This window comes from Salinigranum sp., from assembly GCF_041641895.1.
Classification (GTDB): domain Archaea; phylum Halobacteriota; class Halobacteria; order Halobacteriales; family Haloferacaceae; genus Salinigranum.
Genome location: NZ_JBEPXO010000062.1, coordinates 1 through 23,721, shown reverse-complemented (window position 1 = coordinate 23,721; position 23,721 = coordinate 1). Strand labels below are relative to the sequence as shown.

Annotated in this window: 25 protein-coding genes and 1 pseudogene; 17 read left to right on the top strand and 9 right to left on the bottom strand. The window is 68.9% G+C overall.

What is annotated here, in order from left to right; genetic code table 11:
* From ACESK5_RS13475 to ACESK5_RS13420, 12 genes are all read left to right on the top strand, one after another.
* A partial coding sequence (locus ACESK5_RS13475) for a M48 family metalloprotease (RefSeq protein ID WP_372912099.1) occupies positions 1–282 on the top strand: 282 nt, incomplete at its 5' end.
* Positions 283–888, top strand: coding sequence for a hypothetical protein (locus ACESK5_RS13470; protein ID WP_372912098.1), 606 nt, complete (start codon positions 283–285; stop codon positions 886–888).
* A gap of 177 nt (positions 889–1,065) precedes the next feature.
* Positions 1,066–2,097: a DNA repair and recombination protein RadA gene (gene radA / locus ACESK5_RS13465; RefSeq protein ID WP_372912097.1), complete on the top strand. Its 1,032-nt coding sequence runs from the start codon at positions 1,066–1,068 to the stop codon at positions 2,095–2,097.
* Positions 2,098–2,290: 193 nt separating this feature from the next.
* Positions 2,291–2,527 carry a sulfurtransferase TusA family protein gene (locus tag ACESK5_RS13460; RefSeq protein WP_136592286.1) on the top strand — a complete coding sequence of 79 codons (237 nt, stop codon included), beginning with the start codon at positions 2,291–2,293 and terminating at the stop codon, positions 2,525–2,527.
* A gap of 54 nt (positions 2,528–2,581) precedes the next feature.
* Positions 2,582–3,724: an NAD(P)/FAD-dependent oxidoreductase gene (locus ACESK5_RS13455; protein WP_372912096.1), complete on the top strand. Its 1,143-nt coding sequence runs from the start codon at positions 2,582–2,584 to the stop codon at positions 3,722–3,724.
* A gap of 9 nt (positions 3,725–3,733) precedes the next feature.
* Complete coding sequence (locus ACESK5_RS13450) at positions 3,734–4,360, top strand: DUF1641 domain-containing protein (protein WP_372912095.1); 627 nt, start codon at positions 3,734–3,736, stop codon at positions 4,358–4,360.
* Between the two features lie 53 nt (positions 4,361–4,413).
* Positions 4,414–4,770, top strand: coding sequence for a hypothetical protein (locus ACESK5_RS13445; protein WP_372912094.1), 357 nt, complete (start codon positions 4,414–4,416; stop codon positions 4,768–4,770).
* A gap of 16 nt (positions 4,771–4,786) precedes the next feature.
* The gene (locus tag ACESK5_RS13440) at positions 4,787–5,341 is read left to right on the top strand and encodes a metal-dependent hydrolase (protein WP_372912093.1); all 555 of its coding nucleotides are present in this window, start codon (positions 4,787–4,789) and stop codon (positions 5,339–5,341) included.
* 99 nt (positions 5,342–5,440) lie between these two features.
* Positions 5,441–6,484 (top strand): zinc-binding alcohol dehydrogenase, encoded by a 1,044-nt coding sequence (locus tag ACESK5_RS13435; RefSeq protein ID WP_372912092.1) that lies wholly within the window; start codon positions 5,441–5,443, stop codon positions 6,482–6,484.
* A gap of 200 nt (positions 6,485–6,684) precedes the next feature.
* Complete coding sequence (locus ACESK5_RS13430) at positions 6,685–7,068, top strand: 6-pyruvoyl tetrahydropterin synthase family protein (protein ID WP_372912091.1); 384 nt, start codon at positions 6,685–6,687, stop codon at positions 7,066–7,068.
* Entirely contained in the window at positions 7,069–8,172 is a 1,104-nt protein-coding gene (locus ACESK5_RS13425; protein ID WP_372912090.1) for a glycosyltransferase family 4 protein, read from the top strand. It begins immediately after the preceding gene.
* Positions 8,169–9,155 (top strand): hypothetical protein, encoded by a 987-nt coding sequence (locus ACESK5_RS13420; protein WP_372912089.1) that lies wholly within the window; start codon positions 8,169–8,171, stop codon positions 9,153–9,155. The genes ACESK5_RS13425 and ACESK5_RS13420 overlap by 4 nt, the downstream gene beginning before the upstream one ends.
* Here ACESK5_RS13420 and ACESK5_RS13415 read toward each other — a convergent pair.
* From ACESK5_RS13415 to sufS, 6 genes are all read right to left on the bottom strand, one after another.
* On the bottom strand, positions 9,152–9,571 hold the full coding sequence (locus tag ACESK5_RS13415; RefSeq protein ID WP_372912088.1) for an iron-sulfur cluster assembly scaffold protein: 420 nt from the start codon (positions 9,569–9,571) through the stop codon (positions 9,152–9,154). The two genes, ACESK5_RS13420 and ACESK5_RS13415, sit on opposite strands and share 4 nt — an antisense overlap.
* Before the next feature lie 173 nt (positions 9,572–9,744).
* Complete coding sequence (locus ACESK5_RS13410; RefSeq protein ID WP_372912087.1) at positions 9,745–10,260, bottom strand: N-acetyltransferase family protein; 516 nt, start codon at positions 10,258–10,260, stop codon at positions 9,745–9,747.
* 54 nt (positions 10,261–10,314) lie between these two features.
* Positions 10,315–10,890 (bottom strand): mechanosensitive ion channel domain-containing protein, encoded by a 576-nt coding sequence (locus ACESK5_RS13405; protein WP_372912086.1) that lies wholly within the window; start codon positions 10,888–10,890, stop codon positions 10,315–10,317.
* A 120-nt stretch (positions 10,891–11,010) separates the two neighbouring features.
* Positions 11,011–11,304, bottom strand: a complete 294-nt coding sequence (locus ACESK5_RS13400; RefSeq protein ID WP_372912085.1) for a hypothetical protein — start codon at positions 11,302–11,304, stop codon at positions 11,011–11,013.
* Positions 11,305–11,318: 14 nt separating this feature from the next.
* The gene (locus tag ACESK5_RS13395) at positions 11,319–11,843 is read right to left on the bottom strand and encodes a DoxX family membrane protein (protein ID WP_372912084.1); all 525 of its coding nucleotides are present in this window, start codon (positions 11,841–11,843) and stop codon (positions 11,319–11,321) included.
* Positions 11,844–12,094: 251 nt separating this feature from the next.
* Positions 12,095–13,372, bottom strand: coding sequence for a bifunctional cysteine desulfurase/selenocysteine lyase SufS (gene sufS, locus ACESK5_RS13390; RefSeq protein WP_372912083.1), 1,278 nt, complete (start codon positions 13,370–13,372; stop codon positions 12,095–12,097).
* 150 nt (positions 13,373–13,522) lie between these two features.
* On the opposite strand from sufS, the gene ACESK5_RS13385 reads away from it, so the two are divergent.
* Positions 13,523–14,458, top strand: a complete 936-nt coding sequence (locus ACESK5_RS13385; RefSeq protein WP_372912082.1) for an ArsR family transcriptional regulator — start codon at positions 13,523–13,525, stop codon at positions 14,456–14,458.
* Between the two features lie 220 nt (positions 14,459–14,678).
* Positions 14,679–16,028, top strand: a complete 1,350-nt coding sequence (locus ACESK5_RS13380; protein WP_372912081.1) for an FAD-dependent oxidoreductase — start codon at positions 14,679–14,681, stop codon at positions 16,026–16,028.
* A 29-nt stretch (positions 16,029–16,057) separates the two neighbouring features.
* Here ACESK5_RS13380 and ACESK5_RS13375 read toward each other — a convergent pair whose 3' ends face one another.
* Positions 16,058–16,360: a DUF424 domain-containing protein gene (locus ACESK5_RS13375; RefSeq protein WP_372912080.1), complete on the bottom strand. Its 303-nt coding sequence runs from the start codon at positions 16,358–16,360 to the stop codon at positions 16,058–16,060.
* Complete coding sequence (locus ACESK5_RS13370; RefSeq protein WP_372912079.1) at positions 16,360–17,109, bottom strand: tetratricopeptide repeat protein; 750 nt, start codon at positions 17,107–17,109, stop codon at positions 16,360–16,362. The genes ACESK5_RS13375 and ACESK5_RS13370 overlap by 1 nt, the downstream gene beginning before the upstream one ends.
* Before the next feature lie 72 nt (positions 17,110–17,181).
* On the opposite strand from ACESK5_RS13370, the gene thpR reads away from it, so the two are divergent.
* The 3 genes from thpR to ACESK5_RS13355 all read left to right on the top strand — a co-directional run bounded on the left by thpR (position 17,182) and on the right by ACESK5_RS13355 (position 19,526).
* Positions 17,182–17,736, top strand: coding sequence for an RNA 2',3'-cyclic phosphodiesterase (gene thpR, locus ACESK5_RS13365; RefSeq protein WP_372912078.1), 555 nt, complete (start codon positions 17,182–17,184; stop codon positions 17,734–17,736).
* Positions 17,737–17,931: 195 nt separating this feature from the next.
* Entirely contained in the window at positions 17,932–18,417 is a 486-nt protein-coding gene (locus ACESK5_RS13360; RefSeq protein ID WP_372912077.1) for an SRPBCC family protein, read from the top strand.
* Positions 18,418–18,944: 527 nt separating this feature from the next.
* Complete coding sequence (locus tag ACESK5_RS13355) at positions 18,945–19,526, top strand: TIGR00730 family Rossman fold protein (RefSeq protein WP_372912076.1); 582 nt, start codon at positions 18,945–18,947, stop codon at positions 19,524–19,526.
* Positions 19,527–19,568: 42 nt separating this feature from the next.
* Here ACESK5_RS13355 and ACESK5_RS13350 read toward each other — a convergent pair.
* Positions 19,569–23,341, bottom strand: a pseudogene (locus ACESK5_RS13350) (glycoside hydrolase family 97 catalytic domain-containing protein).
* Between the last annotated feature and the right edge of the window lie 380 nt (positions 23,342–23,721).

Sequence of the window (23,721 nt, the reverse complement as noted above, 5' to 3'; positions counted from 1 at the left end):
CTCCTCATCCGTGCGCTCTCGCGGTACCGCGAGTTCGCCGCCGACCGCGGCGGGGCGGTCATCACGGGCAAGCCCTCGGCGCTCGCCTCCGCACTCCTGACCATCGAGGGACGGATGGACCGCGTGCCGAAGGAGGACCTCCGCGAGCAGTCGGAGATGAACGCCTTCTTCGTCATCCCCATCAAGGGCGACTTCATCGGTCGGGTGTTCTCGACGCACCCCTCGACCGACCGGCGCGTCGAACGGCTCCGCGAACTGGAGCGGGAGATGGAAACCGCATAGATGGGACTGTTCGACTCCCTCCGCTCGGTGCTCGGGATGAGCGCCGAGGCGGACGCGACCCGCGCAGCCGACCCCGAGGACCTCTTCGGCATGTCGACGGCGTACCTCACGATGGAGGCCGACCTCGGCTTCCCCTCCGCGGGCGAGGCGGCGCTCTGTTTCTCGAACGTCGACTCGACCGACTTCGCCGGGACCGTCGAGGAGGTGGAGGCCATCCTCGACGCCGGCAAGGAGGAGACCGGCACCGACCACTGGCGCCACAGCGACGACTACGGCTACCACTGGTTCGTCCTCCACGACGAGGATCCCGAGGACCTCGTCACCTCCGTCCACTTCGCGGCCGACGAGTTCGTTGAGCGCGGCTACGGCTCTCGGCTGCTGGCGGCGCTGTTCGCGTTCGAGGACGGGTCGAAGAACGTCTACTGGGTCTACTCGTTCCGCCGCGGGGCGTACTACCCGTTCGTCCCGACGGGGACGAGTTCGCGCGACTCGAAACTGGAGTTCAAACTCCAGTCCGTCCTCGACGGCGAACTCGCAGTCGAGAGCGACGAGGGCTACTGGTACCCGCTGTGGCCCGACCGCGCTGGGGCCCACCCCTGGGGGTAGTCCCTCTCACCACCCGTCCCCGCCGCTGTCTCCACCTCCCGCGCGCCCCTCGTCCGTCCCGGCATCGGGTTTGAATCCTCCGACACTCGTCGACCGACTGCCCTTCCGGCGTCCGGTTTCACTTTCACTACGCTGTTAACGAGGCTTTATGTACGGACGGGCGGAAGGGACGGGTACATGCCAGACGACGACCTCGAGTCCCTCCCCGGTGTGGGACCAGCGACCGCGGACAAACTCGTAGAGGCCGGTTTCGAGAGCTACCAGTCCATCGCCGTCGCGAGTCCCGCCGAACTGTCGAACACCGCCGACATCGGCGATTCGACCGCGTCGGACATCATCAACGCCGCCCGGAAGACGGCCGACATCGGTGGGTTCGAGACCGGTTCCGCAGTGCTGGAACGCCGGAAGCAGATCGGCAAGCTCTCGTGGCACATCGACGAGGTCGACGACCTCCTCGGCGGCGGCCTCGAGACCCAGTCTATCACCGAGGTGTACGGCGAGTTCGGCGCCGGGAAGTCACAGGTGACCCACCAGATGGCGGTCAACGTCCAGCTGCCGACCGAAGTCGGCGGCCTCCGGGGGAGCTGTATCTTCATCGACTCGGAGGACACGTTCCGCCCCGAGCGCATCGACGACATGGTCCGCGGCCTCCCCGAGGACGCCATCCAGGCGACGCTCGACGACCGTGAGATAGAGGGGTCGCCCGGCGACGACGAGGTGATGGAGGAACTCGTCAACAGTTTCCTCGACAAGATTCACGTCGCGAAGGCGTTCAACTCCAACCACCAGATACTCCTCGCACAGAAGTCCAAGGAGATCGCCTCCGAACACGAGGACTCGGAGTGGCCCGTCCGCCTCCTCTGTGTCGACTCGCTCACGGCCCACTTCCGCGCCGAGTACGTCGGCCGCGGACAGCTGGCTGACAGGCAGCAGAAACTCAACAAGCACCTCCACGACCTGATGCGCGTGGGCAACCTCTACAACAGCGTCGTCCTCGTCACGAACCAGGTCGCCTCCAACCCCGACTCGTACTTCGGCGACCCCACCCAGCCCATCGGGGGGAACATCCTCGGCCACACCTCGACGTTCCGGATGTACCTCCGCAAGTCCAAGGGTGACAAGCGTATCGTCCGTCTCGTCGACGCCCCGAACCTCGCCGACGGCGAGGCCGTGATGCGCGTCCAGGACGGCGGTCTGAAACCCGAATAACGGCCCCACGCTGCTTTTCGGCGACGGCGCTCGGTCCGACGTCCGGGATGCTCCCCGACGCACCGCCCCCAGCGGCGGCATCCACCGCTCACAGCCCTCACTCCATCGACAGCAGCAGTTTCTCACAATGTTGGAATTTATCCACAATATTATACCCCTGGAACCACTCCCTCTATTCGTAGGTGACGACCCCATGAGCACACTCTCACCCGACGTGACGATCGACTCCCGCGGTGCCGGCTGCCCCGGCCCCCTGATGGACCTCATCGGCAAGGTCAAGAAGGCCGACCCGGGCACGGTCATCGAACTCCAGACCTCCGATTCGGGGTCGAAAGACGACGTGCCCGAGTGGGTCGACAAGGCGGGCCACCGTCTCCTCGACGTGGTGGAACACGACGACTACTGGAGCATCTACGTCGAGACGGCCTGATTTGTCGTCGGAGCAACATCTTTACGACCGCTCGCCGACACTCTACCCAGAATCATGACACAACACATCGTCGTCGTCGGCGCCGGCACGGGCGGTTCCGTGCTGGCGAACCGACTCGCGGACCGACTCGCCCCCGACATCGACGCGGGCGACGTCGAGGTAACGCTCGTCAACGAGAGCGAGATGCACGTCTACAAGCCCGTCTGGCTCTACGTCGCCTTCGGGAAGCGCGACCCCGAGGACGGCGTCCGTCCGGTGGCCGACCTCGTCGACCCCCGGGTCTCGCTGCGCTTCTCGCGCGTCGAGGGCATCGACACCGACGCGAAGCGCCTGTCGCTGAACGGTGGGGACACGCTCGGGTACGACTACCTCGTCCTCGCCACGGGGGCCCGAATCGTCCCCGACGAGGTCCCGGGACTGGCCGAAGCGGGGCACGACTTCTACAGTGAGGAGGGGTCGCTGGCGCTCCGCGACGCGCTCGCCGACTTCACCGAGGGTCACCTCGTCCTCTCCGTCGTGGGGACGCCACACATGTGCCCCGCCGCGCCGCTGGAGTTCGTCCTCATGGCGGACGACTGGTTCCGCAAGCGGGGAATCAGAGACCAAATCGACATCACCTACACCTACCCAATCCAGCGGGTCCACGGGAAGCCCACCATCGCCGAGTGGGCCGCCCCGCGGATGGACGAGCGCGACATCCGCGCGGAGACGTTCTTCAACGTCGAGTCGGTCGACGCCGAGCGCGGTGTCCTCCAGTCGATGGAGGGCGAGGAACTCGACTACGACCTCCTCGTCACCATCCCGCCGCACGACGGCGTCCCGATGATTCGAGAGGCGGGACTCGGCGACGACGGCTGGGTCGAGGTGGACCGCAACACGCTCGAAGCGGTCCACGCCGCCGACGTCTTCGCGCTGGGTGACGCCTCCGACGTCCCGGCGCCGAAGGCCGGCAGCGCCGCCCACTACCAGGCCGGTGTCGTCGCCGACCGTCTCGCCAGTCTCGTCGACGGCGGCGTGCCGACGGCGACGTACGACGGCAAGACCGTCTGCTTCCTCGAGGCCGGCATGGACGAGGCGACGTTCGTCTCGTTCGACTACGAGAACGAACCGTACCTCAGACCCGAGTCGCGGCCGGTCCACTGGGCGAAACTCGCGTACAACGAGTCGTACTGGCTGACCGCCAGGGGGCTCCTCTGAGGTGAGACGATGAGTGAATCATCATCTCTCGACGCGCTCGACGACTCGGAGTACGACTCGCTGGAGGCGGCCATCGCCGAGAACCCCGACGCAGTCGCCGCGTTCGTCCGCCGTCTCGACGCGGTGAACGAACTGCTCGACGTCGTCGCGCTCGGTACCTCCGCGCTGGAGGACGACATGGTGGCCGAACTCGCCGGCACCGCCGCGACGCTCGCCGAGGCGGGCGACGGCCTCGCCACGGAGGAGACGGTCCGACTCGCGACCCTCGTCGGCGAGAACGGCGACGAACTCGCCGCCTCCCTCGAAACGCTCGTCGAACTCCAGCGCGCGGGGACGCTCGACGAACTCGTCGGCTTCGTCGACGCGCTCTCGCTCCTCACCGCGGCGCTGGAGGACGACATGGTCGTCGAACTCGCCCGCACCGGTTCGCGTCTGGGAGAGGTCGCTGACGAGACGGCCGACCCCGACGCCGTGAAGGGGCTGACGCGGTTCGTCCGGGCCGTCGGCGAGGCCGAGGCCGAGGGGTCGGACCCGGTCGGCCCCGTCGGCCTCGTGAGAGCGACGCGCGACCCCGAGGTGCAGGCGGGCCTCGGGCACCTGCTCGCACTCGCGCGGGCGGTCGGCCGGCAGTCCTGACCCGAGTCCGTCGCGAGTTTTTATGTTCTGCGGCGACGATAACACGACGTGACATGTCCTCCTCGATCGACACGAACTCGATGACGACGCTCCACTGGGTCGGTGTCGCCCTCGCGGCGGTGTCCGGCATCGTCCACCTCGTCCTCGGCGTTCGCTTCCTCCCGGGAGCGTTCGGCATCTCCTTCCTGATCGCTACCGTCGGGTTCGCCGCCGGAATCGCGGCCGTCCTCGTGAACTACCGGCGACGCCTGTTCTACCTCGTCGGCATCCCGTTCACCGCCGGACAGATCGTCATCTTCGCGTGGACCGTGGTCCAGGGCATCAACTCGCTCGGCCCCATCGCCATCGTGGACAAGGTCGCACAGGTCGGACTCGTCGTCGTCCTCGTCCTGCTCCTCCAGCGCGGATGAGTCTGTCCGACCCGCGATGATGGTCACCTCCCACGCCGTCGTCGGCGTCGCGCTCACCACGCCGCTGCTGTTCGTCGCGCCCGAACTCGCGCCCGTCGCCGCGCTCGCGGCGTTCGCTGGCGGCGTCTTCCCCGACCTGGACCTCCTCGTCGGCACCCACCGGAAGACGCTCCACTTCCCGCTCCTGGGGTGGGTCGTCGCCCTCCCGCTCCTCGCTGTCGCCGCCGCGTCTCCGACGGCGGCGACGGTCGGTCTCGCGGCGTTCGCCGTCGCGAGTGCCGTCCACGCCGGCATGGACGCCTTCGGTGCCGGCGAGGAACTCCGACCCTGGGAGCGGACGAATCCGCACGCGGTCTACCTCCACGCCCGCGGCCGGTGGCTCCGTGCCCGGTACTGGGTGCCGTACGACGGCTCACCGCACGACATGGCAGTGACGCTCGTCGGTGCGCTCCCCGGACTGGTGTTCTTCTCGGGCTCCGTCCGCCTCCTCTGTGCGCTCGCCGTCGCCGTTGCGGCGCCGTACGCGCTGGTCCGCAAGCGACTGCCGCCGTACTTCGAGCGCATCGTCTGACCGCCCGAGCGGGCCGCTCACCTCCCACGACAACTTTACACCGGACGACTCCTACGGTCCGGCTATGCACGGGACGACGTGGTGGGCGGTGGTCACGCGATGACCGCCGAGAGCGGTGCGGACGTCGGCGGCGGCAGTGACAGCGCAGCACGACGGGTACGCTTCACCGCCCCCCGTCGAGTCGAGGTGGCGCACGCCCCCGTCGGGACGCCTGCCCCGGACGAGGTGCAGGTCGAAGCCTCCCTCTCCGCGGTCAGTCCGGGGACCGAACTGCTGGTCTACCGCGACCAGGTCCCCGAGGACCTGCCGCTCGACGAGGGCATCGACGAACTCGACCACGCCGCCAACTACCCGCTCTCGTACGGCTACGCCACCGTCGGACGGGTCACGGCCGCCGGTGCCGACGTCACCGACGACTGGGTCGGGCGGCGCGTCTTCGCGTTCCACCCCCACGCCAGTCACTTCTGTGTCGACCCCACCACTCTCGTCCGCCTCCCCGCGGACGTCCCGGACGAGGACGCCGCCCTGCTCGCCATGGTCGAGACGGCGGTGAGCCTCGTCATGGACGGTCGCCCCCGCATCGGCGAGCGGGCCGTGGTGTTCGGACAGGGCGTCGTCGGCCTGCTCACGACGGCCCTGCTCGCGCGCCACCCGCTCGCGCGGCTCGTGACGTTCGACCACCACGCCGCCCGTCGGGAGCGCTCCCGGTCGTTCGGTGCGGACGCCGCCCTCGACCCCGACGCCGCCGGCGAGGTGTTCGAGACCGGTGACGGCCGCGCCGACGTCTCGTTCGAGGTGTCCGGAAACCCCGCCGCGCTGGACGCGGCGCTCGATACTACCGGCGACGACGGCCGCGTCGTCATCGGCTCGTGGTACGGCGCGAAGCCGGCCGCGCTCGAACTCGGTGGCCGGTTCCACCGGAGCCACATCCGCCTGCAGGCCAGCCAGGTCTCGCGCATCGACCCGGACCACGCCGGCCGGTGGGACAAGGGACGGCGCATGGACCTCGTCCTCGACCTCCTCTCGGACCTCGAACCCTCGCGGCTGGTGACGCATCGCCTCCCGATAGAGCGCGCGCCGGACGCGTACCGACTGCTGGACGAGTCGCCCGACGAGGCGTTGCAAGTACTGTTCGAGTACTGACCGCCCCGCCGGCGTCGGGCCCGGGGCGGACGGTGGCGGTCACGCCGCCGCGGGTACGGCTGTGGACGCCTGGACGACTCGTCTCGCGTCCTCGCGCTTCGCCCCGACGACGGGATCTCACAGGCTCACTTGTCCGAAGACGCGGACGGAACGGCCCCGCCGAGCGCACCTTTACAACCGCTCCCCCCGACGCCCCGAGCATGTACTCCGTGACCGTCGTCCGTCCGCTCATCGCCCAGCACTTCCTCACCGTCCCGAACCCCGGTCCCGAAGGTGACCTCCACTCGCACCACTTCCGCGTCGAGGTCGAACTCGTCGGCGAGGAGTTGAACGAGTACGACTACCTCGTCGACATCGACGAGGTAGAGGCCGCCCTCGACGCCGTCGAGGCCCGGTACGCGGACGAGACGCTCAACGACCTCCCCGAGTTCGAGGGGTACAATCCGAGCGTCGAGCGGTTCGCCCGCGTCGTCCACGAACGACTCTCCGAAGACGTCACCACGGACGGCGTCGACCGTCTCACCGTCACTATGTGGGAGGACGACGTCGCCAACGCTGCTTACGCCGCCGCGCCCTCGTCGTAGATGCGGGTCGCACTCGTCGTCCCCGGCGACGTCGACACCACCTCCGGGGGGTTCCGGTACGACCGGCGTCTCGTCGCCTCGCTCCGCGAGACGGACGAGGTGACCGTCCACTCGGTCCCCTGGCGGCGGTACCCGCTCGGTGTCGCCGACGCACCCGCCGCCCCGCTGTCGCGGTTCGCGCGGGACGCCGACGTGGTGGTCGTCGACGAACTCGCCCACCCGACGTTCGCAGTCGGGTGTGAGGGGGGACGAGCCGAGCGCGAGACCCCCGTCGTCGCGCTCGTCCACCACCTCCGGTGCGACGAGGGAGGCCCCGAAGCCCCCCTCGCTCGCGCGCTCGAACGTCGCTTCCTCGCCCGCGTCGACGCCGCACTGTGTACGAGTTCGGCGACCGAACGGGCGGTCAGTGGTCTCTCTCCCGCCCCGCTTCCGACGCTCGTCGCCCCCCCCACGGCGGACCAGTTCGACCCCGACGTCTCACCGACGGCTGTCGACGCACGCGCGTCGGAGACCCCCTTCCGCGTCGTCTTCCTCGGCGCTGTCGTCCCGCGGAAGCGGCCGCTCGCGCTCGTCGACGCGCTCGCGGCCCTCTCCCTCGACGGAGAGTCGGGTACGGAGTGGGAGGCGACGTTCGTCGGCCCCCAGCCCGATGAGCGGTACGTCGCGCGCGTCCGTCGACGGTGTCGCCGTCGCGGCGTCGCCGACCGCGTCACGCTCACCGGTGCGCTCCCGACCGAGGACCTCGAACGGGTCCTCCGCCGCGGCCACGCCCTCGCGCTTCCGTCCAGACACGAGGGGTTCGGCATCGCCGCCCTCGAGGGCATGGGTTTCGGACTCGTCCCCGTCGTGACTTCGTCGGGCGGGGCGACCGACCTCGTCACGCACGGCGAGACCGGGTTCCTCGTCCCGCCGGAGGGTGTCGGTGCCGTCGCCGCGGCGCTGTCGGCGCTCGCGACCGACCGTGACCGACTCGCACGTGTGGGCCGGGCCGCGCTCGGTCGGTACCGCGCACACCCGCCGTGGGAGGCGACGGCAGCGCGGGTTCGCGCGTTCCTCGCCCGACTGGTCGGCGCGTCGTCGCCACCCACGCCGGAGGCGACATGAAGGGGGACTTCGAGCGGTACCTCGCGGCGAAGGCGACGGTCGACGACCGTGCGCTGGACCGGGCGGTCCTCGCGCGCTTCCGCGACGACGTCCGCGTGCGCTCCGACCCCCGAATCCTCGAGGCGGGGGCGGGCACGGCGGCCTTCTGCCGGCGGTTCCTCTCGTGGGACGACCTCCCCGACTGCACCTACGTCGCCGTCGACACCGACCCCGCGCTCCTCGCGACGGCCCGGACGCGCGTCCTCCGGGCCGCGCGCGAAGCGGGGTTCAGGGCGTCGCTCGCCGACCCGACGACGACGGACCTCGGCCTGCCGTTCGGGCCTGCTGGGGACGACCCGGGGGAGGGGAACGACGCGGCTGGGGGTGACGGACCCGATACCCCGACCACTGTCGCCGCCGTCCGACTGTCCGGGCCGGCCCGCATCGACGTCCGCCTCGTCGCTGGCGACGCGCTGACGGTCGCTGCCGAGGCCCGGTGGGACGCCCTCGTCGCGCAGGCGTTCGTCGACCTCCTCTCGCCCGCCGACGTGGAGCGACTGGTGAGCGGCGTCGTCGACGGCGGGGCGGTCTACCTCCCCATCACCTTCGACGGGGGAACCGTCTTCGAGCCGTCCCATCCGGCCGACGACGCCGTCCTCGACGCGTACCACGCGACGATGGTCGGTGACGACGGCGACCGACTGGGTGCGCGCGCCGGCCGTCGACTTCGGACGCTCCTCCCCGAGTTCGGTGTCGACGTCGTCGCTTCCGGTCGGTCGGACTGGCGCGTCGAACCCACGGATGACGCGGGGGTACAGGCGGGATACACCGCGGACGAGGCGTATTTCCTCGCCGTCATCGTCGACACCGTCGCCGACGCGGTCCGCGGGCATGTCCCCGACGGGGAGGTAGACGCGTGGCTCGCCGCACGCAGAGAACAGCGAGAAGCGGGCGTGCTCCGGTTCGGCGCGCGGAACCTCGACCTGTACGGGTGCCGGCGCTAGTCCTCGGTCGTCGTCTGGTCGATCTCGAGCTCGCCCGTGTGGATTCGGGCACCGTCCTGTGCGACCTGTCGGGCGAGGACCGCGCACTTGATCCGCATCGGGCTGATATCGACGCCGAGCATCTCGGTGACGTCGTCGGTGTCGAGGTCGGCGAGTTCGTCGAGCGTCATCCCCTGCAGGCGCGAGGTGAGCATCGACGCCGACGCCTGCGAGATGGCACAGCCGTCGCCGCTGAACGAGGCGTACGCGATGGTCTCACCGTCGTCTTCGAGCTGGACGTCGACGCGGATGGTGTCGCCACACGAGGGGTTCTCGCCCGTGTGGGTGAACGTCGGCTCCTCGAGTTCCCCGTAGTTTCGGGGGTTCTTGTAGTGGTCGAGGATCTGCTGCCGGTACATGTCCGAACCCAGGCCCATTGTGGTTCACGGTAGGGAGGAGCGCTGTAAAACAGTTCCGCCACCGCCCGCTTCGCCGGGGCAGTCCGTCGCGAGTGGAGATGTCCTGCCCCGTTCTGTCTGACTGCTCCCGGTCGGTACCCCCCGACGCCCCGCGGTGGTGTCGACACTGACCGTCGGCGTGACCGCCCGACTCAGACGCGTCCCCCGTCCGACTCGTGGGGTTCGAGCACGTACCTGCTCTCCGGGTAGGTCTCCTCGCCGATTCGCGTCTCTCGTTCGTCGGCGAACTCGAACCCGAACTGTTCGTAGAAGCCGACGCCGGGGCCGTTCGCCGACAGCACCATCGCGTCGATTCGGTCGACGCCCCGGGCGGTGAGTTCGCGACACGTCTCTTCGAGCAACGCGCGGCCGATTCGCTCGCGGCGGCGGTCCGGGTCGACGTAGAGGCGGAGGATGTAGCCGGTCGCCTCCTCGTCGTTCCACGTCGCGTGTGCGAACCCGACGACTGCTCCGTCCCGCTCCGCGACGAACACCGTCGTCCGCTCCGCGTCCAGTTCCGCCTCGATCCGCTCGGGCGCGTACCAGTCGTTGACGGCCGCCTCGACCGACTCCCGGGTCACCACGTCCCGGTAGTCGGTCTCCCAGGCCCGCTTCGCGACCCGTCGAATCGCGTCGACGTCGTCGCTCGTCGCCTCTCTAATCGCCATGTGTTACCGTACCGTCTGCAGAGCGATACGCTTTGGCGTGGGTCGCGGGAGCGGCTACTGCGCCGGGTCGGCCGCCGTCGCGGACGCGTCGCTCTCGAGCGTCCACTTCTTCTCGACGGCGCTGTTGGCGACGACGACGGTGTCGCCGTCGTCCAGTTCGAGTCGGCTCTTGCGGAGGCCGATGTCCCTCACCACGCCGGTCGTCCCGTCGGCCGTGACGCGGTCGCCGGAGTTGAAGTCGGGGTCGCGAAGCAGGTAGACGCCGGCGACGGTGTCGGCGATCATGCTCGACAGCGCGTAGGAGACGCCCAGCGCGACGAAGCCGGCGGCCGTCCCCAGACTCGCGGCGATGTCGCCCATGCCGAGTATCTTCAGCAGGGTGAGCGCCGCGGCGAACCAGAGGAACACCCCGACCACCGTCGTCGCGAGGCTGACGATGAGGTCCTGTTCTTCGGGGTAGACGGCGTCGAGCGTCCCGGCGACGACTCTGAGGGCGACTCTGATACCCACGTAGGCGACCGTGAGGAAGACCAGTGCCACGACGAGTCTCGGAACGGCGTCGACGAGGCTTCGCTGGACACCGTCGACCGTCTCCCGGACGAGTTCCGCGAGAAACCCGAGTGACTGCATGGGTTCATGCCACGGGCGGACGACAAAAACCGTTCGGCTGCCCGACGACGCACGCCGCGCGAACGAGAAGAGCCGGTTCAGGACGGGTTCGGCCCGTGCATCACGTCAGTGCAGTTCAGCTCAGTCGCCCGCGGCCGTCCCCGTCCGCTCGTCGGTGCCGACGTCGTCGGTCAGTGCCATCTTGTAGAGGCCCCAGAGGAACAGCACCACGAGGCCCGCGACGACGAGACCGGTTCGGAGCGCGGGGTCGACCGCTGGCGTGGCGACGACTTCGCCCGCGTCGTTCGTCACGGGGGCCGCACCGTAGGGCTGTCCCGCGAGTATCTCGACGATGCCGAGGACGACGACGCCGATGAGCATCAGGGCGCCGCCGACTCCCAGCGCGAGTCTGTCGATGGTGTCTTGTGGTTGCATCTGTGGTCACCTCCTCAGCCGAGCAGGTACCGGAGCTTCGGGTGGCGTTCGACGAGCTTGGTCTCCTCGAGTATCGCGTCGAGGCCGTAGAACCGGCCCGCCGCGAACACGATCATCGACACGAACAGCAGCAGGCCCATCAGGTCGCCGTTGACCAGGCCGTGGCCGAACCCGGCGTTGCCGACCCAGAACAGGACCATGAAGATGACCCCGCCGAAGGCCGCCAGTCGGGTCAGCGCGCCCACCATCAGCGCCAGGCCGATGAGCGTCTCGAACAGCGGGACGCCAGGCTCGACGAGCCACGCGAGGTTGTTCCCCATCCAGACCGGGATGGGACCGAGCGCCGTGCCCGTCATCCCCTGCAGGTAGGCCGGCCCGTAGGTGAACGCGAGGCCGTCCTCGATGAGTTTCGTCACGCCCGCGTGGAAGAACCACCAGCCGGTCAGGACGCGCAGCATCGCGATCCAGTAGCCCGCCAGCGGGCCGTCTACGTCGAGTGCGAACTCGTTCTTCAGCCGACTTCCAGGTTGGTACGCCATCGGTCTCACCTCACATGTGCGGCTTGCGGGTGAAGGGTGGTATAAGCTCGACCAGGTTCCCACCGGCTGAAAACCGGTTCCTCACACTGGTCCGAGAGCGTATATAAACTTAGACGGGTTCCCAGTCGCTGAAAACGGCGACGGAAGACGCGCGGGTCCGTCTCGCGACGGGTGCGAGCGAGACGCGGTGGACCCGCTGGCCTCGTCGACAGTGTCGGACGGCCGCGACTGGCGACCCGACCGGCCCGAACTCAGGCGAACAGCTGTCGGGCCTCGTCGACTGCCTCCACCAGGGCGTCCACTTCCTCGCGCGTGTTGTAGATGTAGAAGGAGGCGCGCGCGGAGGCGGCCGCGCCGAGTTTGTCGTGCAGGGGCTGGGTGCAGTGGTCGCCGGCGCGAATCGCGACGCCGTAGTCGTTCAGAATCGAGGAGAGGTCGTGCGCGTGGACCGAGTCGAGGTTGAACGACACCAGTCCACCCCTGTCGTCGCCCGGCGGACCGTAGATGGTGACGTCGTCGAACTCCGTCAGGCGGTCGTAGGCGTACTCGGAGAGGAGGTCCTCGTGTGCCTGCACGTTCTCCATGCCCAGGTCGTCGAGGTAGTCGACGGCGGCGTGGAGCGCCACCCCCTGCGCGATGGGCGGCGTCCCGGCCTCGAACTTCCACGGGAGGTCCTCCCACGTCGAGTCGTCGTACGTCACGGAGCGAATCATCTCGCCCCCGTAGAGGTAGGGATTCATCTCCTCCAGCAGGTGTTCCTTCCCGTAGAGGACGCCGATGCCCGTCGGACCACACATCTTGTGCCCCGAGAACGCGAAGAAGTCGGCGTCGATCTCCTTGACGTCGACGGGTCGCGTGGGAACCGACTGGGCGCCGTCGACGAAGATGTAGGCGCCCGCCTCGTGGGCCAGGTCTGCGAGTTCGGAGACGGGGTTGATGGTCCCCAGCGCGTTCGAGATGTGGACGACGGAGACCATCTCGGTCGACTCGTCGACGAGGTCGGCGGCGTGGTCCATGTCGAGGTAGCCGTCCTCGTCGACACGGATGTATCGGACCTCGGCACCGGTCCGCTTCGCTATCTGTTGCCACGTCACGAGCGACGCGTGGTGCTCCATCTCGGTGAGGACGACAGAGTCGCCCGGGCCGAGTTCGGAGAGTCCCCACGCGTACGCGACGAGGTTCATCGACTCGGTGGTGTTCTTGGTGAAGACGACCTCCTCCCGCCCGTCGGCGCCGATGAACTCGGCGACGCGGTCGTGGGCGCGCTCGTACGCGACCGAGGCCTCCTGGCTCAGGTGGTGGATACCACGGTGGACGTTCGAGTTGTACCCGCGGTAGTAGTCACAGATCGCCTCCACGACGGGCTCTGGGGTGTGACTCGTCGCGGCGTTGTCCAGATAGACGAGGGGGACGGTGTCGTCGGGGCCCGCTCCGGGCGTCTCCAGGTCACCGCCGACTTTCCGGTCGAGGATGGGGAACTGCTCCCGGATGGACTCGACGTCGAGGGGGTACGATTCCTGTGTCTCCATTAGGGGTACCTAAAGACTCGAACACCAACACACCTTCGGTCCGCTCTACCCCGTGAAACTGAAAACGGTTACGCGCCACCCGAGACGTAACCGTGTCAGATTTCGTGCGACGGCACGAGCTTTATCGACCCCTCCGTGGTACGACAACACATGACGGTAGATGGGGAGGAGGGGACACCCGCTCCGCAGTCGCCCGACAGCGTCTTCAGCGTCCTGGGAGATGCGACGCGACTCGGCATCTTGCAGGCGCTGTGGGACCGGTACGACCCGAACGCGGCCGACAACGCGGTCACGTTCTCCGACCTCTTCGACCGGGTCGACGTCACGGACACGGGGAACTTCAACTACCATCTGGGGCGACTGGCGGGACACTTCGTCCGCCGGACGGACGACGGCTACGAACTGGCTGCGCCGGGCTTCAGAGTCGTCCGAGCAGTCGTCGCCGGCAGTGTCACCGGGGACCCGACGCTCGCGTCTTCACCGGTCGACGCCACCTGTGCGCGCTGCGACGGACCGATGGCCCTCCGCTACGAGGACGGGACCACCTGGGTGCGGTGTACCGTCTGTGAGGGGTACTGGCCCCAGCGCGGGGGCGAACTCTTCGGCTTCAGCCTCCCGCCGCAGGGGCTCCGTGGCCGCGCCCCCGACGAGGTCCTCGACGCCACCATCGTCTACTCCATCCACCGCTTCGAGACGATGACCCACGGCGTCTGCCCCGAGTGTGGCGGGAGCGTCGACGCCTCGCTCTCGGTGTGTGCGGAGCACGACACGGCGGACGGCGTCTGTGACGCGTGTGGCTCTTCATTCCTCGGCGTCGTCAGACTCGTCTGTGCCTCGTGCAAGTTCGACTGGCGAAGCCCTAGCTACGCGGTGGTCAGCGACCACCCCGCCCTGGTGGCGTTCTACTACGACCACGGGGTCGAACACGTCCCTGCGACGTGGGCGGCGATTACCCGTGGGCTCCGCTGGCGCGAAGCCCTCGTCTCGACGGACCCGGCCTCGCTCCGTATCACTGTCCGCCACGCCGGGGAGCGACTCGACTTCCTGCTCGACGAGACGGCGACGGTGGTGGACGTGAACGACTGATACCTCGGCCAAAATGACAGACGATTTACAGTAACGCCGTGCTGAGTACGGCTATGGTGTCGCGGCGACGACAGGAACGTGCGATGCGAACTCTGACCCTCCCGTGCTCCGGCGCGGTGACCAGTGCCGCCCGGGCGGCGAGCGTCGCCGCGACGAGTGTGGCCGAACCGGGCGTACCGACGACCGAACCGCGAGGCCGCCAACCCCGTGGAGGTGTGCCGTGACGCTGCGTACGGTTCCGGCGTACGACGGCGCTCGGGTACCCGAGCGGGGTGACCACGCGGTGGTGGTGGGCGCGGGGATGGCCGGACTGTTCGCGGCGCGCGTGCTCGCCGACGCCTTCGCCACGGTCACCGTCGTCGACCGTGACACGCTTCCCGACGGACCGACCACGCGCCGTGGGGTGCCGCAGGGGCCACACCCCCACGCGTTACTGGAGGCCGGACGCGCGACGATGGCGGACCTCCTCCCGGGGTCCGTCGACGACGTCGTCGCCGCCGGCGGCGTCGTGACCGACTTCGCGCGGGGCGTCGACTTCTACAGCGGGGGTGGCTTCCTCGCCGCGGGGCCGGTTCCGATGGAGACGGTCTCGGCGAGCAGGCCGCTGTTCGAGCACGTCGTCCGCCGGCACGTCGCGGCGCACGACGGCGTCTCCATCCGGACGAACTGCTCGTGTGTCGACTACCGACTCGACGACACCGGGACGACCGTCGAGGGCGTCGTGGTCCGCGAAGGGTCCGACTACACGGAACTCCCGGCCGAGCTGACCGTCGACGCCAGCGGGCGGACGAGTCGGACGCCGGGGTGGCTGGCGGCTCACGGCTACCCGTCACCAGCGGTCGACGAGGTGACCATCGACATCAGCTACAGCACCACGTTCCTCGAACGCCCGCCGGACGACACGCGGACGTACCTCGTCCCCCCGTCGGCTCCGCGACCCCGCGGCGGCATGGCCGCCCCCATCGAGGGTGACCGCTGGATCGTGAACCTGTCGGGGGTTCACGGCGCGTCGCCGCCGACGGACCACGCGGGGTTCGTCGACTACGCGGAGCGCCTCCCGGTCCCCGAACTGGCACGACTCCTCGACGACCACGAGTGGGCCACGTCGGAGGTCTTCTCGTACCCGTTCCCGTCGAACCGCCGCTGTCGCTACGAGGCGCTCGACCGGTTCCCGACTGGACTGCTCGTCGTCGGTGACGCGGTGGCCAGCTTCAACCCCGTCTACGCACAGGGGATGTCCGTCGCCGCACTCGAGGCGCTGGTGCTCCACCACGTGCTGGCGCTGGCGGACGACCCCACGGACCTCGCCGTCCCGTTCTTCGACCGCGTGGCCGACGTCGTCGACGTCGCGTGGTCGCTCGCGGTGGGCGCCGACTTCGGGTTCCCGGAGACCGAGGGGCGGAAGCCTCGTGGCACCGCCTTCTTCAACTGGTATCTGGGTCGGCTCCTCCGGCACGCGCACACCGACGGCACGCTGACCGACGCCTTCGTGCGCGTTCTCACGATGGAGCGACCGCCCACCTCGCTCCTCCGTCCCGGAATCGCGTGGCGAGTCCTCAGACCCACGTGACCCCCACACCTCCGTCGGCGGCGACTCGACTACCGGAGCCAGAGCAACTGCGCGTGGAGCGTCCCCTCGACTTCGAGGACGCGCTCCTCGTCGACGATGCCGGCGTCGATTGCGACCGAGACGGCGCGCTCGCCGACGATGTTGGCCGTCGTCGCCCGCATGAGGCTGTCGACGACCGTCTGCTCGTCCGCCCGTTCGGCCTCCTCGCCGCCGTAGAAGTCCTCGGTGACGTCGAGCGACACCGGACCCTCCTCGAACGTCTCGCCGAGGCAGTCGGGGTCACAGACCGACACCAGCAGGCCCTCGGGCGTGTCGCGCTCGCGGAGTAACATCACCGGCCGTCCTCGACGAGCCGCTCCTCGCGCTTCTCACGCAGTTCGTCCGCGCGCTCTTGGACCCGCTCTGCCTCCTCGCTCTCGCCGAGTTCTTCGAGGGCGAGCGCCTTCTCCTCGAGCACCTCGGCGCTCCGCATCCCCAGGCGGATGGCGTTGTCGAAGGCGTTGACGGCTTCCTCGAACAGGCCGCGCTCCGAGAGGAAGAAGCCGCGGTTGTACCACGCCTGCGGGAAGCGCGGGTCGATTTCGACCGCGCGCTCGGCGTGTTCGAGCGCCTGCTCCGTGTGGCCGTACTCCCACAGCGCGTACGCGAGGTTGGTCTCCGCGCTCGCGGCGTGCTCGGAGTCGTCGTCGATGCGGAGCGCCTCCTGGTAGGCACCGATGGCCTCGTCGTACTCCTCCAGTTCGGCGTGCGCGACGCCCTTGTTCACCCACGCCTCCTGGGCGTCGAGGGAGTCCTCCTCGGCGAACCGGGCGGCCCGCTCGAACGTCTCCGTCGCCTCCTCGAAGCGGTTGATGCCCATGTAGGAGAGTCCGACCTCGACGAGGTCCTGTACGTCGACGTCGTCGCGGTCGATGTTCCGTCGGTCGAGGATGTCCGACAACACCCGGGAGTCGACCGGGTCGACCTTCGTCGGGTCGACCTTGAGTTCGGGCGGGTCGAGCGTGAACTCGTCGTAGTCGGCGTCGACCCCCTGTCCCTCCGAGAAGCGGTGTTTCTTCGGTGGGTCGCCGTCGTCTGTCATACCTCGCGGTTGGCCGTCGTGGAGGGTAAGGGTTACGTCACGGTTTTCATCCTCGGCGTGTCACGACTGGGTATGCGTCTCTTCGTCGCCATCGACCTCCCGGACGCGCTCGCCGCCTCGGTCGCCGACGCACAGGCGCGGTTCGACGACCCGGCCGGCCTCCGCTTCACCGACCCCGCGCAGGCGCACGTCACGCTCTCGTTCCTCGGTGCGGTCGACGAGGGTCGACTGGACGAGGTCGAACGCGCCGTCGCGTCGGGCGTCGACACCGCCGACGTCGGCCCGTTCGAGGCGACGGTCGGCGGGTTCGGCGTCTTCCCGTCGCTCGACTACATCAGTGTCGTCTGGACCGGCGTCCGGCAGGGGACGGCGGAGCTGAACCGACTCCACGACTCGCTCCAGACTGAACTCACGCCGCTGGGGTTCGAACCGGACGACCACGCCTTCACGCCGCACGTCACCCTCGCGCGCATGGACGACGCCCGCGGGAAGGAGACGGTCCAGCGAGTCGTCCGAGAGGAGGACCCGACCGTCGGCTCGTTTCGGGCGGAGGAGGTTCGACTGAAACGCTCGGAACTGACGCCCGACGGCCCCGCGTACTCGACAGTCGAGTCGTTCGCGCTCTGACGTCCGCTCAGTCGTCACCGCTCACGGGACGGCTCCCGGCTTCCTCGCGTCGGAGTTCGCTTCCGAGCGCCCGCTACTCACCAGCAGGACGTCCACGAAGGCGAGGGCGGCATGCACACGACCAGCGTCACGCTCCGATGCGACGGTCGCACACGAGCGAGCGACCGCTATACCGGGTCTCGTCCAATCTCCTCTATGTCCACGCACCTCGTGCGTCGGTCCCGCATCGTACACGCCCCGACGACCCGCGTCTGGGCAGCGCTCGACGACTTCGGCGGCGTCTCGAACTACCACCCGAACGTGACGTCCTCACGCATCGTCGACGGCGTCGACACCGGCCAGGGAGCCTGCCGCGAGTGCGTCTTCACCGACGGCAGTCGCATCGAGGAGACCATCGTCGCCTACGAACCGGGCGCGGGGTACACGGTCGAGTTCACCGACGTCGGTCCGTACCCGCTCGTCTCCAACACCGTCACCGTCGACGTCGAGGCCGCGGACGACCACCACTCGAAGGTGACGTTCACGGGGGCGTTCGAGCCGAAGTACGGCCCGCTCGGCTGGCTCCTCGGCCGGGTCGTGATGGAGCGACGGTTCGCGAGCCAACTCGACGCGGTCCTTGAGGGCCTCGCCTCGTTCGTCCGCTCTGACCGTGCGGACACGGTCGGTACGACTACGAACTGATTCCGTATCGCAGTACCGGGTTTACGCCCGGGTCGGTCCGGTCCCACCCGTCCGCTCTGGATCGACGTCTCGGACGCCGACGCGACTGCTCTCGTCGTTCCAGCGTCCGGAACCCGACATCGCCGGCTCGGTTGCACTCCCTGCCCGGACCGTGATGTGTGCTGTCTCGAGTCACGGTACCGTATGCCTCGCGTCACCGCACTCGCCTTGCACGCGCCGACAGACATGTCGTGAGCGACGTGAGACGGGGGGACCGAGAGTGTACGCCAGGAGCGGCCGCCCCACTCGACGAGCGTGTCCGGGCGCTGCCTCGCTCGTCGAGCGACACGCCTGCGGTTCTCGGAGCCTCGACTCCGTTTCGCCGCTGGTCGGGCGGGGACCGGCAATCGGGTCGTGTGGAACCCGAGGGCCGTGTTCCACGCCGTCGGCCGGGTCTACGACCCCCGGATCGATACACCGTATGCCGCGATATCGAATCGCTCTCGACACGGTGACGTCTTAGTATCCGACCCCCGAGAGCCACGCGTATGAACCGTGTCTGTGTCTACTGTGGCTCGCGCCCAGGCGACGACCCTGCCTTCGTCGACGCGGCCGAGGCGTTCGGCCGACTGCTCGCCGACCGTGGCCTCGGCCTCGTCTACGGCGGCGGCGACGTCGGACTCATGGGGGCCGTCGCGGACGGGGCGCTCGACGCCGGCGGCGAGGTGTTCGGCGTCATCCCCGAGTCGCTCGCCGAGCGCGAAGTCGCCCACGAGCGGCTCACCGAACTCCACGTCGTCGACTCGATGCACACCCGGAAGCGCCGCTTCGCCGAACTCGCGGACGGCTTCGTCGCCCTCCCGGGCGGGTTCGGGACGCTCGAGGAACTCGTCGAGATGCTCACCTGGGCCCAGCTAGGCTTCCACACCGACCCTTGTGGGCTGTTGAACGTCGCCGGCTACTACGACGGCCTCGTCTCCTTCTTCGACGCACAGGTCGCCGCCGGCTTCGTCGAACCGGCGCACCGCCAACTCCTCGTCGTCACGGACGACCCGGCGACGCTGCTCGACCGCTTCGCGACGTACGACTCCCCCGTGAGTGAACAGCTCGTCGACGACACCGAACTCTGAGGGCGCGCGCACGGGACGACCCGCCCTCGACCCGTCCGCCGACTACCCGAGCGGGACGAACGGGAGCGTCGCCCGAGTGTCGTCGCCGTACGCGAGCACGTCCGACTGTGACTCCCCGTCGGGCGTGACGAGGTCCATGATTCGGGGGGCGTTCTCGATGGCGCCTTCCCGTGCTCCGCCGAACGTGTAGCCGCCAGCGTCCACGTCGACCGGCCGCAGTGCTCCGAAGTTCTCCGACTGGATCATCGGTACCACCGCGAGGTCACCCGGGGCCGCGCCGTCGAAGGCGGCACGGTCGATACTCAGCGTGACCGTCCCCGCACCGGTGTCGACGGTATTTCCGGGGGTGACCGTGTTCCCGTCGGCGTCCGTCAGCGGCGACCCGGCCGCGTCGACTGCACTCTTCGTGAAGCCGCTCACCTCGAGGCGGTAGTGCCACTCCGCTTCGAAGTCGACGGTCGCCTGTAGGTCGTCGAGCGACGAGACGGCGCCGCCGCCCGTTCGCGAGTCACGGACCCACAGGACGAACATCTGCGGCGAGAAGCCGCGACTGCTCCCGAACGCGTTGTAGAGGTTCTCGACCTCGACGGTGAACTCGTAGCTGCTCGGCGTCCGTTCGACGGTGAACGACTCCAGGTCGAACGCGCCCGACTGGAACGCGTCCGCGGTGGGGTAGGTGTACTCGCCGGGTCCGTCGTCGTCGCCCGTCGGGTCCGAGAACGCCGCGACGGTCTCCGGCGGCTCGACCGTCACCGTCTCGCTGGCGAGGGTCTCACCGTCGGTCGTTCGGACGCTGACGTCGTACTCACCCGGCGCGTCGATGGCGTAGGAGAACTCGTACGTCGCGCCCGTCGACTCCGGCGGGAACCGGACGTTCGCCGTCGCCTCGACCGTTCCGTCGACGACGAGTTCGACCGTGGTTCCGCCGATGTAGTCGCCGGTGTTGGACCCGGTCGCCGAGACGAACGGCTCGCGGACGAACACCTCGTCGCGGATGGTGACGTCGACGTCCTGTTCGGGTCGCACGTACGTCGGGAGCGAGGAGACGTCCTGCCCCCGCGCCGGCCGGAAGCGGACGGCAGTCCCGCCGGACTCGACCATCGACGCCAGGAGGGTCGTCCCCGGCGTGACGATGGCCTCGTCGACACGGACGGGTTCGAGCGAGTCGTCGTAGCTCGCCTCGATACCGTCGGAGTAGATTTCGGCGACGTACTTCGGGCCCCGGGGCGTCGACCCGCTGTTTCCGGGCGCTCCGCCGCCTCCTCCACTGTTTCCGAGCTCTTTCTCGTCGCGCGTCCCGCGTCCGTCGCCGGCCTCGGACGACGGACTGAGGAAGTCGAGCGGGACGTCGAGCGCCCGGCCGTCCTCGTCGGTCATCGCTCCGAGGAACCACTCGCCGTCTTTCTGTCGGGCCGTGACGCTGTACGCCCCGATTTCGGCGTCCACGACCCGCGTGTCGTCCCAGCCACAGGCCGGGACGTCCTCGACGAACTGGAACGCGTCGACCGTCGGGCCGCGGATGGGTGCCGAGTCCGGTTCCGGCACCGACGCCCCCGTGGGCGTGACCGCGACCGAGTCGAGGTTGAACCCGCCGGTGTCCTCGCTCTCGAGCGCGACGGTGAGCGCGTTGTCGCCCTCGGCCAGCGAGACGGTCGTCGTGACGGTCGACCACTCGTCCCAGTACGCCGTCGTCGGGAACGTCACCTGCGTCTCGGTCGAGCCTTCGACGCGGACGGTGGCAGTCCGCGAGGTCCCCGCACGGCGTTGTTCTCGGCGTCGCTCGCGTAGCGCAGGTGGACGTCGTACTCGCCCGCGTTCTCGACGTCTTCGACGGTCCACGACACCGCGGCACCGGGGTCGACGGTGTTCGGGTCGAACTCGACGTACCGACCGCCCTGCGCGTTGGCCCACCGCGCGGCCCGCGCGAGGCTGTCGCGCTCGCCGAACTCCGCCTGCGCGACACCGCCGACGTCGACCGTCGCCTCCTGCTCGGCGAGGTACGAACTCGGCAGGTCTGCGACCATGTGGAGGCCGCTGAAGTACGTCGGATACATCGCGAGCTGTTTCGCCCGCGTCGTCTCGATGCCGCCCGACCCCGAGTCCATGTCGAAGATGCCCGGCGTGTACTCGACCGGCCCGCCGAGCATCCGGGTGAAGGGAAACGTGACGTGGTGAGAGGGCGAGACGAAGCCGAACGAGTCGTACTCCTGCCCGAGGACGCCCTCGCGCGTCATCACGTTCGGGTACGTCCGCCGTTCACCCGTAGGCTTGACCGGTTCGTGGACCTCCAGCCGCTGGCGGTTCTTCGCCGCCTCTCGATACACCAGCCGGTGGTGGTTCACGAGCGGCTGGCAGTGGTGGTTGTACGTCGTCCCGTCGATGGTGACGCCGCTGTCGGCGACGTACCCCGTCTTGATGGACGTGATACCCAGGTCGTCGTAGTCGGCGAACGGGTTGGGGTCCTCCTCGGTCAACTGGCGTTCGTAGTTCGAGACGTTCCCCGCCGTCTCGTTGTGCGCCGTCATCGAGACGGGCGGGTCGAGCTGCTGGCCGTAGCTCGTGACCGCCTCGATGTCGAAGTCGGGGTAGGTGTCGTCGAAGTCCATCGTACTCCCGTCTCCGGGATACGAGTTCCATCCCTCGTTCCAGCCCTCGACGAGGACGCTCGGGATACCGTGCTCGCTGGCGAACTCCATGTAGCGTTTCATCCGCCCCGTCTGCGCGCCGTGGTTGCCCGTCCGGGGCCCCCGATACTCCCACTCCGCGCGGCCGGTGATCATGAGCCACCAGACGCCCATGAACTTCTCCGGGACGATCCAGTCGGTCCCCGCCGGGAACTCGCTCGGGTCGTACGGCTCGTTGAGGTTGACGACCAGGTTCGACTCGACGAGGTCGCCCGGACTCGTCCCGACCTGGATGGTCCGCCAGGGGGTCCGGTGGGGTGCGGTCGCCCGGACCTTCGTCCCGTCCGGCAGCGGCGCGAGCACCGACTCGAACGTCGTCGGCTCCGCTCCCGGTTCGACTGCCATCGCGGCGTAGTCGACGAGACTCGCCTCGTGGACGCTCAGATACCGCCCCTCGTCGGTCCGGACTGTGAACGGCGTGTGCGCTCCGTCGTAGCTCGTCCCCGACCCGACCTGGCTCAGCGGCGTCTCCTCGTACGCGTACTCGTAGCTGTTGAAGTCGTTCCCGACCCACCAGCTCGTGTGGTCGTCGGTGAAGGCGAACTCCGTCCGCTCGCTCGTGACGACGAAGTCGCCGAACCCGCTCTCCTCGGGGAAGACGTACCTGAACCCGACTCCGTCGTCGAAGACCCGGACGACGAGCGTGAGCGAGCGTCCGGACACGGCCTCCCGACCCGTGGCTGCCGCGGCCTGCTCGGTGGTTTCGGGGGTCGTCGAGGACGTCTGTGTCGGAGTCGTGGTGTCGGCCGGTGTGCTCGTCGACGTCGCTGTCGACGTGGCCGTGCCGGACGGCGTCTCGGTCGACTGCGTCGTCTCCGTCTCGGTCCGGGTGCTTGCCGGCGTCGCCGTCGCCGTCGACTGACTGGCTGTGGCCGCTCGCGCGTCCGACCCGCGTTCCTCCGTGAGACCGACGCGGAGTTCCGTGTAGTGCTCGCGAATCTCCCTGTACTGGTCCCAGATGGGCTCCCACGTCTCGTCGTACGTCGTTCGCTCGGCGCCGGTGACCCGCAGTCCCGTCGCGAACGACGCCTGGTCTTCGAACTCGAACCCGAGGCCGGACTCCGAGACGACGGTAGTCCCGTCGTGTGAGACGCTGTACGTCGCCTCCCCGCTGGAGACGTCGACGGTCACCGAGAGACGCCCGTCGGGCGACGTGACGGTCTGTGTCGGCCCGGTCGCGCCGTTCTCGACCTGTGCCGCAGCGGCCTCGGGCACCTCGAGTGAGAACGCCGACGCCGCGAGGAGCGAGGTCTACCCTCCGAGGAACCCGCGCCGTCCGACTGCTGTGAGGGAGGTGTCTGCCTGTGTGTCGCGACTGTCGTCGGTCGGAGACCGCTGTGTCTCCGTCTGTCTCGAATCGTCGTCCATCGTCGGCGGGACCGGGAGGAACGGCCGGGCCCGTTGGCATAAATCCTAACATCAAAAATAGTGATTATCTCGGGGTCGCGCGGCCGAGACGAGTCGCCGCGGCACCCCGGGCCGATGTCAGTTTGATATCGCAATATCCAGTT